A 16,551-nucleotide genomic window follows, 5' to 3' on the forward strand; every position below is an offset into this window, starting at 1 on the left:
CGCGGCTCTACGATTTTGTCATGGCAGCGGCGTCCTCTAAATGCGCCGCACGGACTACCAGCCAGTCACACAGGAAACCTTTCTCATGGACAGCTTCAATCCGGACGACGTCGCGATTCGCAGCGGCCATTACATCGGCGGTGAATATGTGCAGGAGGGCGAGCGCCGGATCGAGGTGGCGCGGCCGTCGGACGGCGTGGTGTATGCGTCCGTGCCGCTCGCCGATGCCGCCATAGTGGACCGCGCGGTCGAGAACGCCTGGCAGGCTTTCAAACACAGTGGCTGGGCGCGCATGGCGCCGCGTGAGCGCGCGAAGACTCTGCGCCGTTTTGCCGAGCTGGTCGAAGCTGACGCGCCGACGCTCGGCCGGCTGGAAGCGCTCGGTTCGACGCGTCCGATTGCCCAGGCGATCGGCTGGGACGTGCCGTTCACCGCCGAAGGCATTCGTTTTTACGCCGAGTTCGCCGACAAGCTCGGCGGCGATGTGGCGGCCACCGATCACGATCATCTCGGCATGACGATCGCCGAGCCCTACGGCGTGATCGGCGCGATCGCGCCATGGAATTTCCCGCTGGTCATGGCCTCGTGGAAGATCGCCCCGGCGCTGGCGGCGGGCAACGCGGTGGTGCTCAAGCCGTCGGAGATGACGCCGTTCTCGGTCTTGCGGCTCGCCGAACTGGCCGTGCGGGCGGGCGTGCCCGCGGGCATCTTCAACGTGCTCCAGGGCGATGGCAGAGTGACCGGCGACGAGCTGGTGCGTCATCCGAAGATCAGCAAGGTCACGTTCACGGGCTCCACGCGGACCGGCGCGTCGATCATGGCCGCGTGCGCAAACAGCGGCACCAAGCCGGTCACGCTCGAACTGGGGGGCAAAAGCCCGCAAATCGTATTCGCCGACGCGCCGCGTCTGGACGACGTCGCGCGCCGCATTGCCGGTGCGATCACGGGCAACGCGGGGCAGGTGTGCGTGGCGGGCTCCCGTCTGCTGGTCGAGCGAAGCCTCGCCGAGCCGCTCGCCGAGCGCATCGGCAAGATCTTCGCCGAGTTGAGACCCGGCGCGACGTGGACGGCCGGTACCACGCTTTCGCCGATCATCTCGGCGCCGCAGGCGGCGCGCATCGAAAACATCGTGGCCCGCACGCTGGACGCCGGCGCGACGCTGCGCTACGGCGGTATCAGGGCCGACGGCGGCGCTGACGGCGCGTTTTATACCCCGACCTTGCTGACGGACGTCACGGCCCACTCCGAAGCGGTGCGTGAAGAAGTCTTCGGTCCCGTGCTGACGCTGCAAACCTTCGATACCGAAGAAGAAGCGCTCGCGCTAGCGCAGCACCCCGAGTACGGCCTCGCGGCTGGTGTGCATACCGCCGACCTCGGCAGGGCGCTGCGTTTCGTGCGGGGGCTCGAAGCGGGCACGGTGTGGGTCAACCGCTATGGCCGCACCTCGGACTTCATGATTCCCACGGGCGGCTACAAGCGCTCCGGCATCGGCAAGGACCTGGGCCGCCAGGCCTACGAGGCGAACCTGCGCTTCAAAAGCGTGTTGATCGACCTGCGCGCCTGACTGCATACCGCCCGCAAATCCAGAGCAGACAAGGCTTTCAGTCCGATCGCCGCATTCTGTGCTGTCAACCGCCTCAAAAACGCATGGTTTGTGTCACCAGCAGCGCCGTAATCAGGAACATCTTTGTTTTTGCGCTGATTAAATCTTTTACAGGAATGAGCTTATCCAGTTTTCGCCAATGAACTCCGACTGCGAGTTCACCACCACGATAGGACTGCACCATGATCGAATTCGAACCGAAATACATCACCTTCGATTGCTACGGCACGCTGATCAAGTTTCGCATGGGCGACATGACACGCGAACAGTACGGCCACCTGTTGAACGGAGAGGATCTCGAGAAGCTCGTTGCGTTTTACGCGGGCTATCGCCGCGACGAAGTGCTCGGCGCATGGAAGCCGTATCGCGACGTGGTGGTCAACGCGCTGCGCCGCGCCTGCAAGCGTATGAACGTCGAGTTCAACGAGGCGGGCGCCCAGAGCATCTATGAAGCGGTGCCGACCTGGGGGCCGCATCCGGACGTGCCGGAAGGTCTGTCGCGCCTCGCGAAGAAGTACAAGCTGGTGATTCTGTCGAATGCATCGAACGACCAGATCCAGCGCAACGTCGACAAGCTCGGCGCACCGTTCCATGCGGTTTTCACCGCCCAGCAGGCGCAGTCGTACAAGCCGCGCATGCAAGGCTTCGAATACATGTTCGACCAGTTGAACTGCAATCCGGAAGACGTGCTGCACGTTTCGTCGAGCCTGCGTTACGACCTGATGACCGCGCACGACATGGGCATCAAGCACAAGGCTTTCGTCAACCGGGGCCACGAACCATCCACTCCGTATTACCAGTACCACGAGGTCGACGACATTCCGCATCTGGCTTCGGAACTCGGTCTGTAAGCGCCGGCTTTTTCACGCGCCGAAGATTGCCCGCCGCCTCGCTCATTGCTAATCAAGGACTGACCGGATGAAGCTCGATTCCTACTGGCTCGACACCGCACCGCCCCTGCTTTCGGCGTGCGAGGGTCCGGTCGCGGGCCAGACCGATGTGGTGGTGATCGGCGGCGGCTTCACCGGACTGTCGGCGGCGCAGGCGTTGGGCAAGCGCGGCGCGACGGTGACCGTGCTCGACGCGGGCCGCATTGGCGGTGGCGCGTCCGGGCGCAACGGTGGGCAGGTCAATACCGGGGTCGCACAGGACTTCGTCGCGCTGGTCGCGCAGCTCGGCGTGGAGCGCGCGAGCGCGTGCTACCGCGCGTTCTCTGATGCCGTCGACACGGTCGAGCGGCTGATTCGCGAGGAAAGCATCGATTGCAATTACATTGCGACCGGCAAGCTGAAGCTGGCGTCCAAGCCGCATCACCTCGCGCATCTGGAGAAGACGGCGGAGGCGATTCGCCGTGAAGTCGATTCGGATATCGAACTGATCGACTGCAGCCGTATCCGCAGCGAAATCCAGTCCGACAGTTTTTACGGTGGGCTGCTGCAGCGGCACGGCGGCCAGATGCACATGGGCAAGTTCGCGGTCGGTCTCGCCGACGCCGCCGTGCGGCGTGGCGCGAAGCTGTATGAGAACGCTGCCGTCACCGCGATCGTGAAAGATGGCGGCGGCTTTCGCATCACCACGGCGCGCGGCGAAGTGCGCGCGAAGCAGGTGCTGATCGCGACCGGTCCGTCGCGGCATGGCCCGTTCGGCTGGTATCGGCGGCGCCTCGCACCGATCGGCTCGTTCATCGTCGTGACGGAGCCCGTGTCGCCGGATTTGCTGGCGCAAGTGTTCCCGAACCGGCGCGCGTACACCACCACGCGTTTGATGCATAACTACTTCCGCGTGACGCCCGATTCGCGGTTGCTGTTCGGTGGCCGCGCGCGCTTTACGGCGTCCGAACGGCCGTCCGATGCGAAGAGCGGACGCATCCTGCAAAAAGGCCTGGCCACGATGTTCCCGATGCTCGCGAGCGCGCGCATCGACTATTGTTGGGGCGGTCTGGTGGACATGAGCGCCGACCGTCTTCCGCACGCCGGCCAGCACGACGGCATCTATTTTTCGATGGGCTACAGCGGCCACGGCACGCAGATGTCGACGCACATGGGCCAGGTGATGGCCGACGTGATGGACGGTCACGAAGACCGGAATCCGTGGCGCGAGACCGAATGGCCCGCGATTCCCGGCCACACCGGCAAGCCCTGGTTCCTGCCGCTCGTAGGCACGTATTACCGCATCAAAGACATTTTTTATTGATTTTTCGTTGTTCGACTGGCACTCAAAACCACGCAGCCACGCCTGCTCAACCTCATTGCTCACCCCCGCGGAGAAGTTCGATGATTAAGGAAAACTCGCAGCATGGCGCTCTTGAACTCGGCACCGGGTTGGAGCGATTGACGGCCAGGGGCGCCTCGCGGCGCGACGTGCTGCGCGCGTTGGCCGCAGCCGGCATGATGTCCGTCACGGGCGCTGGTTTGCTGAGCGCGAGCGGCGCGGCCCTCGCGCAGGCCACGCCGAAGCAGGGCGGCAAGATCCGCGTGGCGACGCAGTCCGCCTCCGCGGCTGATACGCTCGATCCCGCAAAGGGCTCGCTAAGCACCGATTACGTTCGCGGCTTCATGTTCTACAACTGCCTGACCGAACTCGACTCGCACCTCGGCGCGAAGATGTCGCTGGCGACATCGCTCGATACGAAAGACGCCACCGTATGGGTCGTCAAGCTGCGCAGCGGCGTGCAGTTTCACGACGGCAAGGCGCTCGCGCCGGCCGACGTGGTGTACTCGATCATGCGCCACAAGGATCCGGCAACCGCGTCGAAAGCAAAGACGCTCGCCGACCAGATCAAGGAAGTGAAGGCCACCGGCCCGAACGAAGTGACCATCACACTGGAAGGTCCGAACGCCGATCTGCCGGTGATTCTTGCCACCTCGCATTTCCAGATCATCAAGGACGGCACCAAGGACTTCAAAACGGCGATCGGGACCGGCCCGTTCAAGGTCAAGGAATTCTCGCCGGGCGTGCGCACCGTCGGTATCAGAAACGAGAAGTACTGGAAGCCGGGTATGCCGCATCTCGACGAAATCGAGCTGATTGGCATTGGCGACGAATCGGCGCGCGTGAACGCGCTGCTTTCGGGCGACGTGCAACTGATCAACGCGCTGACCCCGCGTTCGACCACACAGATCAAGAGCGCCGGTGGTTTCTCCGTGCTGGAGACGAAGACCGGTTTGTACACCGACCTGATCGTGCGCGACGAAGGCGGCATTACCGGCAACGACGATTTTCGTCGAGGCATGATGTATCTGCAGGACCGCGAGCAGATGCGCCGGGCGATCTTCCAGGGTTACGGCACGATCGGCAACGACCAGCCGATCGATCCGACCAATAAGTATTACCTGGCCGGCTTGCCGCAGCGTGCGTTCGATCCGGACAAGGCGAAGTTCTACTTCCAGAAGGCAAAGATCGGCAGCGCGCCGATCCAGATTTTCGCGTCGCCGGCTGCGGATGGGTCGGTTGAAATGGCGATGTTCCTTCAACAGGTCGCGCCGCAGGCCGGCCTGAATCTGCAGGTGACGCGCGTGCCGGCCGACGGCTACTGGTCGAACCATTGGATGAAGCATCCGCTCGGCTTCGGCAACGTCAACGCGCGTCCGAGCGCCGACGTGATTTTCACGCAATTCTTCAAGTCGGACGCACCGTGGAACGAAGCGAACTGGAAAAGCCCGAAATTCGATCAGATGCTGCTGGCCGCGCGCGGGGAACCGGACGAGGTGAAGCGCAAGAAAATCTATGGCGATATGCAGGTGCTGGTGCATGAGACCGGCGGCATCGGTATTCCGCTGTTTCAGAGTTCGCTCGATGCGTATACGAACAAGCTCAAGGGCCTCGGCTCTATTCCGCTCGCCGGGCTGATGGGCTTTATGTTCGCGGAAAACGTCTGGCTCGAAACCTGAGCTGGGCTTGTTGGTGCTGGTCGACAGCTTTGCATGGGATCAGAGTAAGTGCTGAAGCACTAACTCTGGTCGACAGCTTTGCATGGGATCAGAGTAAGCGCTAAAGCGCTAACTCTGATCGACAGCTTTGCATGGGAAGGAGGGGTCTTGATGAAAGCACATGCGCAACGTCTCATCGCCGCGCGACTCGGCCTCGCGCTGCTCACCTTGCTGCTCGTGTCGGCGGTGGTGTTCGCCATCACCGGCCTGCTTCCCGGCGACGCGGCCCAGCAGGCGCTCGGCCAGGCGGCGACCCCGGAAGCCGTGACCGCCTTGCGACATCAGTTCGGTCTCGACCAGCCCGCGCTGCAACGCTACTTCGTGTGGCTCCTCCATGTGCTCAGCGGCAACTTCGGCACCTCGCTGTCGAACAACCTGCCCGTCAGCCAACTGATCGCGACGCGTCTGCCCAACTCGCTGGTGCTCGCCGGTCTCACGGCGCTGGTCTCGGTGCCGGTCGCGCTGATGATCGGTATTTCGTCGGCGATGTTTCGCGGCTCGCTGCTCGACCGCACACTCAATGTGCTGACGCTTTCCACAGTGGCCGTCCCGGAATTCCTGATCGCGACGATCGCCGTGCTGATCTTCGCCGTCAAGCTGCGCTGGCTGCCAGCGCTCTCCTATCTGTCTGAAGTGCATTCGTTCGGTGCGCTGCTGCGCATCTACGCGATGCCGGTGATGACACTGTGCTGCGTGCTTGTCGCGCAGATGGCGCGCATGACGCGCGCCGCGGTGCTCGACCAGCTCAATGCGTCGTACGTGGAAATGGCTTTGCTCAAGGGCGCCTCGCCGGTCCGCGTGGTGTGGCGGCATGTGCTGCCGAACACCATCGGCCCGATCGCCAACGCCGTGGCACTGAGCCTGTCGTACCTGTTCGGCGGCGTGGTGATCGTCGAGTCGATCTTCAACTATCCCGGCCTTGCGAGTCTGATGGTGGACGCGGTGACCAACCGCGACATGCCGCTCGTGCAGGGCTGCGTGATGGTGTTCTGCGCGGCGTATCTCGCGCTCGTGCTGATCGCCGACCTGTGTCAAATCCTCTCCAACCCGAGGCTGCGTCGATGATGAGCCAATCTACCAATCCCCACCACGTTCCTCACGCGACCACGGAGCTGTACGACGTGCGCCGCGACGAAGTGGTCGTCGCGCCCGCGCCGGTGGAAGCGGCGGCGCTTAAACACGGCATGCTCAAACGGCTCGTGCACCGCTTCTCCGTGCTCGGCTTGATCGGCCTGTTGATGGTGTCGTTCTGGCTGCTGGTCGCGTTCATCGGACCATTGGTCGCGCCGTACCAGGGCGGCACGCTGACCTCGACGGAAATCTTCGGCCGCTACAGCGCGGCCTATCCGCTTGGCACCGACTATCTCGGCCGCGACATGCTCAGCCGGATTCTCTACGGCGCGCGCTACACGGTCGGCCTCGCGCTCGCCGCGGCGGTGCTCGCCAGCGTGATCGGCACGTTCTTCGGCCTGCTCGCGGCGGTGTCGGGCCGTTGGGTCGACGAAATCCTGAGCCGTCTGTTCGACGCTCTTATTTCGATCCCGAGCAAGGTGCTCGCGCTCGTCGTGATCGCCGCGTTCGGTTCGTCGATTCCGATGCTGACGGCAGTCGCCGCATTGGCCTACATTCCCGGCGCGTTCCGCATTTCGCGCTCGCTGGCGGTGAACCTGATGGGCCTCGAATACGTGCAGGTGGCGCGAGCGCGCGGCGAAGGCATCTTCTATATTGCACGCGTCGAAGTGCTACCCAACATGATTCATCCGATGCTCGCCGATTTCGGCTTGCGCTTCGTGTTCATCGTGCTGCTACTGAGCGGGCTGAGCTTCCTCGGTCTCGGCGTGCAGCCGCCGAACGCCGACTGGGGATCGCTCGTGCGCGAGAACATCGGCGGCTTGTCGGAAGGCGCGCCCGCCGTGCTGATGCCGGCCGTCGCGATTGCGACGCTGACCATCGGCATGAATCTGCTGATCGACAACCTGCGGCGGCGCAGCCGTAGCCACGGAGGTGCGTGATGGCTGATCGGGACATGATCGAAGTGAAGGGCCTGAGAGTCGTCGCGGGTGTTGCGCCGGGGCCGGTGACGGAGATCGTCAAGGGGGTCGATTTTTCGGTGAAGAAGGGCGAAGTGCTCGCGCTGATCGGCGAGTCCGGTTCGGGCAAGACCACGATCGCACTGTCGCTGCTCGGCTATGCGCGTTCGGGCTGCGCGATCAGCGGCGGCTCGGTGCGCATCGGCGAGCTCGACGTGTTGTCGCTCGACGCGAAGGGGCGTCGCGCGTTGCGGGCGCGCACGGTCGCGTATGTCGCACAGAGCGCGTCGGCCGGTTTCAATCCCGCGCGCACGATCATGGATCAGGTCACAGAACCGGCGCTGCTGCATCACCTGATGACGAAGGAGGCCGCGCGCGCCAAAGCGATCGGACTGTTCCGCTCGCTCGCGCTACCCGCGCCGGAAACGATCGGCGAGCGTTATCCGCACCAGGTGTCGGGCGGCCAGTTGCAGCGTTTGATGGCGGCGATGGCGTTGATCACCGATCCGGCCGTCGTGGTGTTCGACGAGCCGACCACCGCGCTCGACGTCACCACGCAGATCGAAGTACTGGCGGCCTTCAAGAGGGTGGTGCGCGAACTCGGCACCACGGCCGTGTACGTGTCGCACGATCTGGCGGTGGTCGCGCAGATGGCTGACCGCATCGTCGTGTTGAACGGCGGCGCGGTGAAGGAAAATGGCGCGGTCACGCAGGTGCTCGACGCGCCGGTGGATGCGTACACGCGCCAATTGCTGGCCGCGACACGCCGCCCCGAAGCCGCGCTGGCGTTGCCGCAAGACCTCGGCAAACACGTGCCGCCGTTGCTGGAAATTCGCGGACTTTCCGCGGGTTATGGCCGCATCGACCGCCAGGGTGCGCCAGCCGTACGCGTGCTCGACGACGTCAGCCTGTCCATCCCGCGTGGCAGCACGCTCGGCGTGATCGGCGAATCGGGCTCCGGCAAGACTACGCTTGCGCGCGTGGTGGCCGGCCTAGTCGACAGGGCGCGCGGCGACGTGCTGTTCAACGGCGAGCCGCTGCCCTCACAAATTTCGCGGCGGACCCCGGAGCAGTATCGGCAGATCCAGATCGTGTTTCAGAACGCCGACACGGCGCTCAATCCGAGTCATTCGATCGCCGATATCCTGGCACGGCCGCTCGCGTTCTATCACCATCTGCGTGGAACGGCCGCGAACAAACGCATGCTGGAACTGCTCGATCTGGTGAAGCTGCCGGCGTCCATCGCGACACGCACGCCGGCCGGACTGTCGGGCGGCCAGAAGCAGCGCGTGAATCTGGCGCGTGCGCTCGCCGCCGATCCCGCGTTGATTCTGTGCGACGAAGTGACTTCCGCGCTCGACACGGTGGTGGGCGCCGCGATCCTCGATCTGCTCGCCGAGTTGAGGCGCGAACTGGAGGTGTCGTACATGTTCATCAGCCACGACATTTCCACCGTGCGCGCGATCTGCGACGAAGTGATAGTGCTGTACGCAGGGCATCGCGTGGAAGCGGGGCAACGCGACGTGCTCGCGGCGCCGCCGTATCACCCGTACACCGGCTTGCTGGTCGATTCCGTGCCGGCCTTGAAGCCCGGCTGGCTCGATGCGCGACGCGGCATGGTCGCCACCATTTTGCCGGCGATGGGCGAAAGCGCCGACGTGGCCGAGCTGTGTTCGTTTCGCGCGCGCTGTCCGGTACGTATCGACGGCAAGTGCAACTTGACGCCACCGTCGCTAAAGAAGCTGCCTTCGGGCGCGGAGATTCTGTGCCACCATCCGGCCGCCGAACTGAGCCGGTTGCAGACCGTGGAGGCGACCCCGGCATGAGCGGACGATTTGTACGCCTCGCGGAAACGGGCCGCAAGACCTTTCCGATTATCGTGGACGGCATCGTACGCGAGGCCGCCGAAGGCGACACGCTGATGGTCGCTTTGCTCACCGGCACGGGCACCTTGCGCGACTCCGAATTCGGCGACGGCCGGCGCGCCGGATTCTGTCTGATGGGCGCCTGCCAGGACTGCTGGGTATGGACCGCACAAGGTGACCGCGTGCGCGCATGCAGCACGGCGGCGATGCCGGGCATGTCGATCGTCACGAAGCTGGCCGAAGCCGCGGAGGGTGTATGGCCCCGCGGGTAGTCGTCATCGGGGCCGGGCCGGCGGGCGTGCGCGCCGCGCAGGCGCTCGTCGAAGCGGGGCTGCGGCCTGTCGTGGTCGACGAAGGGCGGCGTGACGGCGGGCAGATTTATCGGCGGCAGCCGGAAGGTTTTTCTCGCAGCTATGAGACGCTTTATGGCACCGAGGCCGACCGCGCCGCGTCGTTGCATCAGAGCTTCGATGCATTGAAGAGCCGCATCGACTACCTGCCTGAAACACTGGTCTGGAACATTTCGCCGAACACGGTACATCTTGTGACCGGCACGCGGTATCACACGCTTGCGTTCGACGCGCTGATCGTCTGCAGCGGCGCGACGGACAGGCTGATGCCGGTCAAGGGCTGGCACCACGCGGGCACTTATAGCCTCGGTGGCGCGCAGGTCGCGCTGAAATCGCAGGGCTGCGTGATCGGCTCGCGCGTCGTGATGATGGGCAGCGGGCCGCTTCTGTATCTGGTGGCCGCGCAGTACGTGAAGGCAGGCGCACAGGTTGCCGCGGTGCTCGACACCTCGACGTTGATGCAGCGCGTGGCCGCGTTGCCGCGCCTACTGGCGATTCCCGCCGCACTCAGAAAGGGCATCGTGTTGACGCGCGTGCTGGCCGCCGCTCGCGTGCCGGTTCATCACGGCGTGCAGCCGCTCGAGATCAAGGGCTCGCCGCAAGACGGCGTAAGTTCGGTCGAGGTCGCACTGCACAGCGGCAAGCGTCTCGAACTGACGTGCGACGCGATTGCGCTCGGCTACCACCTACGGCCCGAGACGCAACTCGCGGACCTCGCGGGTTGCCGGTTCCTGTTCGACGAGGACGCGCAACAGTGGCTTCCTCAAATCGACGCCGACGGCCGCAGCAGCGTCAAGGGCGTCTATCTCGCGGGCGACGGCGCACGCGTGCGCGGCGCCGACGCGGCGGAACGCTCCGGCCGTCTTGCGGCGCTGGCGGCTTTGCAGGATCACGGTGTACCGGTCAACGGCGTGGAGCGCTTGCGCGCCGAACTCGTGCGCTTCACGTGTTTTGCCGCGGGTTTGCGCAAAGCCTTTCCGTGGCCGGCGAAATTCGCGACGTCACTGCCTGACGAAACGATTGTTTGCCGTTGCGAGGCGATCACGGCGGGCGAACTGCGCCGCGTGGTGCGGGCGACCGGCGCTAAAGAGGCCAATCGCGCAAAGGCGTTTTCTCGCGTCGGCATGGGCCGTTGCCAGGGGCGCTATTGTGGCCACGCGGGTGCCGAAATCATCGCGGCGGCGGCGAGTGTGCCGCTGTCGTCAGTGGGACGGCTGCGCGGCCAGGCGCCGGTCAAACCGCTACCCGTGGCGCTTACCGAAGGGGTGAGCGACGAGGTGATCGAATGAGCGCGACAACCCGCAACGAGGCCGATGTCATCGTGATCGGCGGCGGCATCATGGGAACGACGACGGCGTTCTTTCTGCGCCAGCACAATCGATCAGTGATTCTGCTCGAACGCGGACTCACCGGACAGCAGGCGAGCGGCGTGAACTTCGGTGGCATTCGCCGGCAAGGCCGCGCGCTGCCGCAACTGGCGATGGCGAACCGCGCTCTGCGCACATGGCAACGCTCGGCGGAACTGCTCGGCGAGGACATCGAGTTCCTGCCCTCTGGCCACACCCGCGTGTGCTACCACCAGAAGGGCGTCGAGAATTTCGACCAGTACGCGATCGACGCGCGTGCCTACGGACTCGAGCTCGAAGTGCTGCACGGCGAGGCAATGTTCAGGCGGTTTCCGTTTCTCGGCCGAGAGGTGCTGGCGGCCTCGATCTCGCCGCTCGACGGCCACGCCAATCCGCGCCTCGCCGCGCCCGCGTTTGGCCGCGCGGCCGTGCGGCTCGGCGGGCAGGTGATCGAAGATACGGAGATCGTGCGCGTCGAAAAAGACGCTGGACGGTTTCGCGTGGAAAGCGTGCGCGGCGACGTCTACTGGGCGACGCAACTCGTGATCTGCGCCGGCGCATGGGCGAGCCGGCTCACCGAACAGTTCGGCGAAACAGTGCCGATTACCGCGCGCGGCCCGCAAATGTGCGTGACCGAGCCGGTGCCGTATGTGTTCAAGTCGTCAATGGGCGTGTTCACATCGGTGAAGGAAGAGAGCATTTACTTTCGGCAGATTCCGCGCGGCAACATCATCGTCGGCGGCGGTCCAGCCGGTCCCGCCGATGCCGTCACGAGCCGAGCCTCCGTATTGCCCATCAATACCGTGCGGCAACTGGCGCAGATGCGGCGGCTCGTGCCCGCGTTGGCGCCGCTGCATATCATTCGCGTGTGGAGTGGCGTGGAAAGCTATCTGCCTGACGGCGAGCCGGTGATTGGTCCAAGTGGGCAGGTTGACGGCTTGTTCTACGCGTTCGGTTTCAGCGGCTCGGGTTTTCAGATCGGTCCGGGCGTCGGCGAGACGCTGGCGGAACTCGTCGCCACAGGCAGCACGATGATTCCCCTCGACGCGTTTTCCATCCGGCGTTTCGAGAAACAGCCTGCGGCCCGCTCGACCATCGTGACGTGATGAAACAGTCCATCAGCCTCAGTGCCGCCCGCGCGTTCATCGAAGCTCATTTCGACGAACCGGTGACGCTCGCCCAACTCGCCGCACTGTCCGCGCTCAGCGTGTCGCGTTTCGCCACGGTGTTCCGGCAGCAATACGGTTCCTCGCCGTATCGCTATCTGTGCAGGCTGCGCATTCAGCGCGCACAGACGCTGTTGCTCGAAGGCGTGCCGGGTTCGGTGGTCGCGACGGAGGTCGGCTTCTTCGATCAGAGCCATTTTGGCCGCCATTTCAAGCGGTGCTGTGGGATGACGCCCAGTACGTTTATGAAACGCGCGGCGGCAAGTGCTAGCCATGCGGGCGAAGGCGGTACCGCTGCGCATACGCGACTTCGCTGATACCCGGAGCATGACCCGCACCGGGAATCGTGGAGGCTTACGGAGAACGCAGCCAGCGCATGTTTGAATCATCAGCCTCCTGCACCCGATTGTGGCGCGTAGGGGGCAACGTCGCCAGATAGGACGGCAGGCGGACTTTCCCGGAACTGGACGGACCCCACGACCGCCACCGGATGCGCAACCGCGGCGATTCAGTACTGCCTGAACCATTCGCCGTAGCCCTGTACCAGAAAGCCTCCGGAGCGTTCGACGTACTGCGGGCGGGAGGTTTCGTAGACGTTGCGAAGTGCAAACCACGGCACCCGCGGCAGATCATGATGCACGGCATGATAGTTGTTGTTCAGAAACAGCAACCGCCACAACCATCCCGCTTCGTTGATCACCGTACGATGCGTGGGCTGCTCCGCAACCCGATGCTCATGAAACGAACGCACCGATGCAAGCGCCAGCGAGCCATGCGGGCACGTCGCGCCAATCGCCATCGCGAACTCTGGCGAGCGCTTGCGCACCTGTCGCGGCAATCGAAAATGCTGGCCCGAACAGCAATCGGCCGATCAACGTATTGCGGAACATCAGCAACGCGCGCATCGCGGTCCCCGCGCGCGGGCTTGTCGGCGGATATGATCCCGTTTCAAAAACCTGCCTGAACAACGACTGCGACCAGATGAGCGATTTCCGCTCGTCCGGGCAGATTCAGGCACTTGCGTTCACTGCTGAGCCCTATTGGGATCTCGGCAGTGGATGGACTGTCGGCGTCGAAGCGGGCCCGGCCATCTATCGCACAACGTGGACGACGAACGCTATTGTCGAGACGGACGGCTGGAAGCTTGGCCCTCCGGGCACCGATCATGTGCTGACGACATCGCCAGCTCTGCACCTCGGCTCGTTAGTGGGCGTATCGGTTAGCAAGGGGCATTTCAGCCTTCGGTACAACTACATCTATGCGCCGATCCACTTCGGGACCACCGACAATGCATCGCCGGCAGGTGTGAAAGGCGCACATATGCTCACCGCAAATTACACATGGTGATGCGGGCATATGTTTTATGCGGGATGGCGCTTTTAGCGTAAAGGTCAAATCCCACCGGACGCCTCATATAAGATAGCGAACTTTGCCCGACCGCAAGCGGACGTGTTCTGGATGGTTAAAAAATTCACCTCGTCATATGGCGCGCTGTCTGTCGCCTTTCTGGCAGCAGCGATCCTTTTCGCCAAGGCTCCATTACGGATTCTCCACGGATATCTGTGGGCTGAAGATGCGGCCCAGTTCCTCGTCGCGGCTTATTCGTTCGGCATATGTTCGCTGCATCAGGAGTACGCAGGGTATCTGCATACCATCCCGCGGCTGATCACGCTGTTTCAATGGTCGGTATTGCCTTTGCGCGCCGCGCCGCATTTCTTCGTCATCGGCTGCCTGCTGCTGTCGGCCGCCTCATCCGCCTATCTTTATCGCGCCCTGTTGCGCTATGAATGGGTGCGCGCGCCACAACTGATGGCGACGCTGATGGCGCTCGTGCCGTGGATTGCCCCTCAGAGCGGGGAAGTGTTTCTCGACATCACCAACCTGCAATGGGTACTGGCGCCGGCATTCATGGTGTTCATCTGGGAAACGGTGACGGTAGACGACGTCGCGCAGTCGCGTTGGGAGACAGCGCTGAGAGCGATCTGCATGCTGCTGCTGTCGACTACGGGGCCCTTCGGCGTGTTTGCGCTTCCTATCGCGCTTCTATGCGTATTTCACCGCACGTGGATGCTTCGCAAACCCATGAGCGCGGCCGGATGGCCAGTCTTTGCGACCTATCTGGCCGGTTGCGGCCTGCAACTCGTCACGTATGCCGCGCATCGGCAGGTATTGCCCGCCAATGATCTGGTCTGGGTACACGAACTCGTCGCACACCTCCTCGCCACTCTTCTGATCTCACCATCGACCATTGACGCACATCCACCGGTCGCAATATGGGCGGCAGCCGCGATCGGGGTCGTCATCGTCATCGGCCTGACCACGCGAGCGCGCCTCCCAATGCTCATGCTGCTGTTTATTACCAGTGCAGCATGGGCGGGCGGCATACTCAAGAGCCCGTCGGGGACTCATTTCTTCTGGGGCGGTGCGGGATCGCGTTATACCTACCCCGCCGGGGTATTCATCCTGTGGTCGATTATCCTGGTCTGCGGATCGGTGCGGTGGCGCTCAGGCGTGGTGTACTGTACGGCCATTGGCGCCTTCATTGTTCTGAATGGCGCTGCGGTATTCAATATCGATGGGCCGATGGAATGGACGATCATCCGGCAGGGTGACCGGTTCATGATTCAGGTGCCGCCGGGGTGGAAAACTGAAGTTCCCGCAGTCAAGGGCTAGGCCCAGACGATCGCCTGCACGGCGGCGATGGTAGTCGCTGCCGCGATTTCTTCTTTCAGTGTGGTGCGCTTCTGGAACGCCACCCATCCTTGGGCAAGGATCGTTGTGTAAAGCCCCTGAAGATCTGGCAGCGTGAACGGCACCAGCGTGTTATCGGCAGCTTTCCAGTAGAAGCCTGCTGGCGTCGAACTACCTGATTCAGGCGACTTTCCTCGAGACGGACACGAACAACACGGTTCTACCGTACTACAACAGCGCGAACCCGTCGCTGGCGCTGAACGGTCCCAGTGGCAACAGCTCGACTCAGCCGACCCGGCGCGCGAGACAGGTCTCGCTACAGCTTCTGGCGGGGGCGGCGGCAGCGACTGGTGCGCAGACGATGCCAGCCGTTACAGCTGGCTATATCGGTCTCTGGATCGACACTGTCGCCAACGGCCAGTCCACGATCACCTCCAGCAACATCACGCAGTACGCCGGCGCCCCAATTCTTCCGTCGTCGCTGCTCCCCTCGATCCAGAACGGCAACCTGTCATACGCCGTCGCAACGGGCAGTGCAAACGCACACACGATCGCCCTTACGCCAGCTCTCACGGCTCGCGTCGACGGGCTGATGAAGCGTTTGCTTCTGGTTGGGGTTGAACCTGAACCGCGAAATATGCGGTTCAGGCCATTCCTTCTGCATTGCAACTCAAGGCGGAGAAGTGATAGCCGTTCGAATGCCAGAGGGTAAGGTTTGGCGCGTGTTCGGTTAACGCTCAATGAGGGTCGGCTACGCGGCACGCGTGGTCGAGCAGCCCTTCGGCCGCACCGCTGCCGCCATCGATGTCGATACCGCTATTGACAATCAGCCACCCATCCCGATCCGCGGACGGTCCCGCGCCGGTGACGAGGATCGTTTGCGTGGCCATCGTCGCTGGGGCAGGATTGTCGCGCGCGACGATCCGGAACGGGTTGTCGGCGCCGCTCAGCGAGTTCACGCGCATGATCCGGTAGCGTTCGCCATCGAGCGTGTCCCAACGCCATTCGCCGGGCGTGTCGTGTGCGTGATTCGCGAGCGCGGCGCTGACTTCACGCCGCATGCAATCGATGTGGATATGCAACTGGTTTTGCGTGCGACGATATTCGGAGTTGATTTCGACACCGAGCTGATCGTCGGGCAGATCGCGTTTGACCGCTTGCTGCACGTAGTGGCGCGAATCCCACGCGTCGCTCCAGTAGTCCATGGCATCGGGCGCGAGGATCAGCGGACTTTCGATGCCGGTGATGCGATCGGTCGGCATCAACAGAAACTGCGAGCGGCCGAGAATATCCTTCAGGATGACGTAACGTTTGTCAAGATCGACGACCGTGCATTGACCCGGCGTGCCGGTGGCCTGCTGCGATGGCACGCAGCGAATGTCGACGATCTTCCACAGCGCGTCGGAATCGACCGTCGAGAGGCGCGCGCAGGCGCCGGCGCTGAAGGCGAGCGCGAGGACCACGCTCAGGTGAACGACGCGGCGCATGAGGCCGCGAGATGAGAGGGCGGTGGCGGGTATCGTCATCGTCGCTTAGGGTGAGGTTCGGGCAGGAAAGCGTATGAGTGCGGG

The 16,551-nt window shown here is 63.6% G+C and carries 16 protein-coding genes and 1 pseudogene; 13 read left to right on the forward strand and 4 right to left on the reverse strand.

Features of this window, described 5'->3' with window-relative positions; translation table 11 throughout:
- The first annotated feature begins 85 nt into the window (after positions 1-85).
- Entirely contained in the window at positions 86-1,564 is a 1,479-nt protein-coding gene (locus L0U81_RS19880; protein WP_233805229.1) for an aldehyde dehydrogenase family protein, read from the forward strand.
- A 73-nt stretch (positions 1,565-1,637) separates the two neighbouring features.
- Here the strand turns inward: L0U81_RS19880 and L0U81_RS19885 are convergent, their stop codons facing one another.
- Positions 1,638-1,787: a hypothetical protein gene (locus L0U81_RS19885; RefSeq protein ID WP_233805230.1), complete on the reverse strand. Its 150-nt coding sequence runs from the start codon at positions 1,785-1,787 to the stop codon at positions 1,638-1,640.
- Between L0U81_RS19885 and L0U81_RS19890 the strand changes: the two genes are divergently transcribed.
- The 10 genes from L0U81_RS19890 (at position 1,786) to L0U81_RS19935 (ending at position 12,606) form a co-directional block, all read left to right on the forward strand.
- A complete protein-coding gene (locus L0U81_RS19890; protein ID WP_233805231.1) occupies positions 1,786-2,454 on the forward strand; it encodes a haloacid dehalogenase type II in 669 nt (222 codons plus the stop codon). The two genes, L0U81_RS19885 and L0U81_RS19890, sit on opposite strands and share 2 nt — an antisense overlap.
- Positions 2,455-2,521: 67 nt before the next feature.
- Positions 2,522-3,796, forward strand: coding sequence for an NAD(P)/FAD-dependent oxidoreductase (locus L0U81_RS19895; protein ID WP_233805232.1), 1,275 nt, complete (start codon positions 2,522-2,524; stop codon positions 3,794-3,796).
- Positions 3,797-3,876: 80 nt separating this feature from the next.
- Entirely contained in the window at positions 3,877-5,493 is a 1,617-nt protein-coding gene (locus L0U81_RS19900; RefSeq protein WP_233805233.1) for an ABC transporter substrate-binding protein, read from the forward strand.
- A 150-nt stretch (positions 5,494-5,643) separates the two neighbouring features.
- On the forward strand, positions 5,644-6,597 hold the full coding sequence (locus L0U81_RS19905; protein WP_233807860.1) for an ABC transporter permease: 954 nt from the start codon (positions 5,644-5,646) through the stop codon (positions 6,595-6,597).
- A complete protein-coding gene (locus tag L0U81_RS19910; protein ID WP_233805234.1) occupies positions 6,594-7,544 on the forward strand; it encodes an ABC transporter permease in 951 nt (316 codons plus the stop codon). Before L0U81_RS19905 ends, L0U81_RS19910 begins: the two co-directional genes overlap by 4 nt.
- The gene (locus tag L0U81_RS19915) at positions 7,544-9,388 is read left to right on the forward strand and encodes an ABC transporter ATP-binding protein (protein ID WP_233805235.1); all 1,845 of its coding nucleotides are present in this window, start codon (positions 7,544-7,546) and stop codon (positions 9,386-9,388) included. Before L0U81_RS19910 ends, L0U81_RS19915 begins: the two co-directional genes overlap by 1 nt.
- Positions 9,385-9,699: a (2Fe-2S)-binding protein gene (locus L0U81_RS19920; protein WP_233805236.1), complete on the forward strand. Its 315-nt coding sequence runs from the start codon at positions 9,385-9,387 to the stop codon at positions 9,697-9,699. The genes L0U81_RS19915 and L0U81_RS19920 overlap by 4 nt, the downstream gene beginning before the upstream one ends.
- Positions 9,684-11,066 (forward strand): FAD/NAD(P)-dependent oxidoreductase, encoded by a 1,383-nt coding sequence (locus L0U81_RS19925; protein WP_233805237.1) that lies wholly within the window; start codon positions 9,684-9,686, stop codon positions 11,064-11,066. The genes L0U81_RS19920 and L0U81_RS19925 overlap by 16 nt, the downstream gene beginning before the upstream one ends.
- Positions 11,063-12,229, forward strand: a complete 1,167-nt coding sequence (locus L0U81_RS19930; protein WP_233805238.1) for an NAD(P)/FAD-dependent oxidoreductase — start codon at positions 11,063-11,065, stop codon at positions 12,227-12,229. The genes L0U81_RS19925 and L0U81_RS19930 overlap by 4 nt, the downstream gene beginning before the upstream one ends.
- The gene (locus tag L0U81_RS19935; protein ID WP_233805239.1) at positions 12,229-12,606 is read left to right on the forward strand and encodes a helix-turn-helix domain-containing protein; all 378 of its coding nucleotides are present in this window, start codon (positions 12,229-12,231) and stop codon (positions 12,604-12,606) included. The genes L0U81_RS19930 and L0U81_RS19935 overlap by 1 nt, the downstream gene beginning before the upstream one ends.
- Positions 12,607-12,677: 71 nt before the next feature.
- Here L0U81_RS19935 and L0U81_RS19940 read toward each other — a convergent pair.
- Positions 12,678-13,209: pseudogene (locus tag L0U81_RS19940) on the reverse strand (fatty acid desaturase); the annotation flags it as partial.
- Here L0U81_RS19940 and L0U81_RS19945 point away from each other — a divergent pair.
- Together L0U81_RS19945 and L0U81_RS19950 are read left to right on the forward strand one after the other, a co-directional pair.
- Positions 13,169-13,636 (forward strand): hypothetical protein, encoded by a 468-nt coding sequence (locus tag L0U81_RS19945; RefSeq protein ID WP_233807973.1) that lies wholly within the window; start codon positions 13,169-13,171, stop codon positions 13,634-13,636. The pseudogene L0U81_RS19940 and the gene L0U81_RS19945 overlap by 41 nt on opposite strands.
- Before the next feature lie 111 nt (positions 13,637-13,747).
- Positions 13,748-14,962 carry a hypothetical protein gene (locus tag L0U81_RS19950; RefSeq protein WP_233805240.1) on the forward strand — a complete coding sequence of 405 codons (1,215 nt, stop codon included), beginning with the start codon at positions 13,748-13,750 and terminating at the stop codon, positions 14,960-14,962.
- On the opposite strand, the gene L0U81_RS33560 is transcribed toward L0U81_RS19950, so the two are convergent.
- Positions 14,959-15,348 carry a DUF4376 domain-containing protein gene (locus L0U81_RS33560; RefSeq protein ID WP_326489860.1) on the reverse strand — a complete coding sequence of 130 codons (390 nt, stop codon included), beginning with the start codon at positions 15,346-15,348 and terminating at the stop codon, positions 14,959-14,961. The genes L0U81_RS19950 and L0U81_RS33560 overlap by 4 nt on opposite strands.
- Before the next feature lie 369 nt (positions 15,349-15,717).
- Positions 15,718-16,506 (reverse strand): CDP-diacylglycerol diphosphatase, encoded by a 789-nt coding sequence (locus L0U81_RS19960; RefSeq protein ID WP_233805242.1) that lies wholly within the window; start codon positions 16,504-16,506, stop codon positions 15,718-15,720.
- Between the last annotated feature and the right edge of the window lie 45 nt (positions 16,507-16,551).

The sequence above is a fragment of the Paraburkholderia sp. HP33-1 genome, assembly GCF_021390595.1.
Classification (GTDB): Bacteria; Pseudomonadota; Gammaproteobacteria; order Burkholderiales; family Burkholderiaceae; genus Paraburkholderia.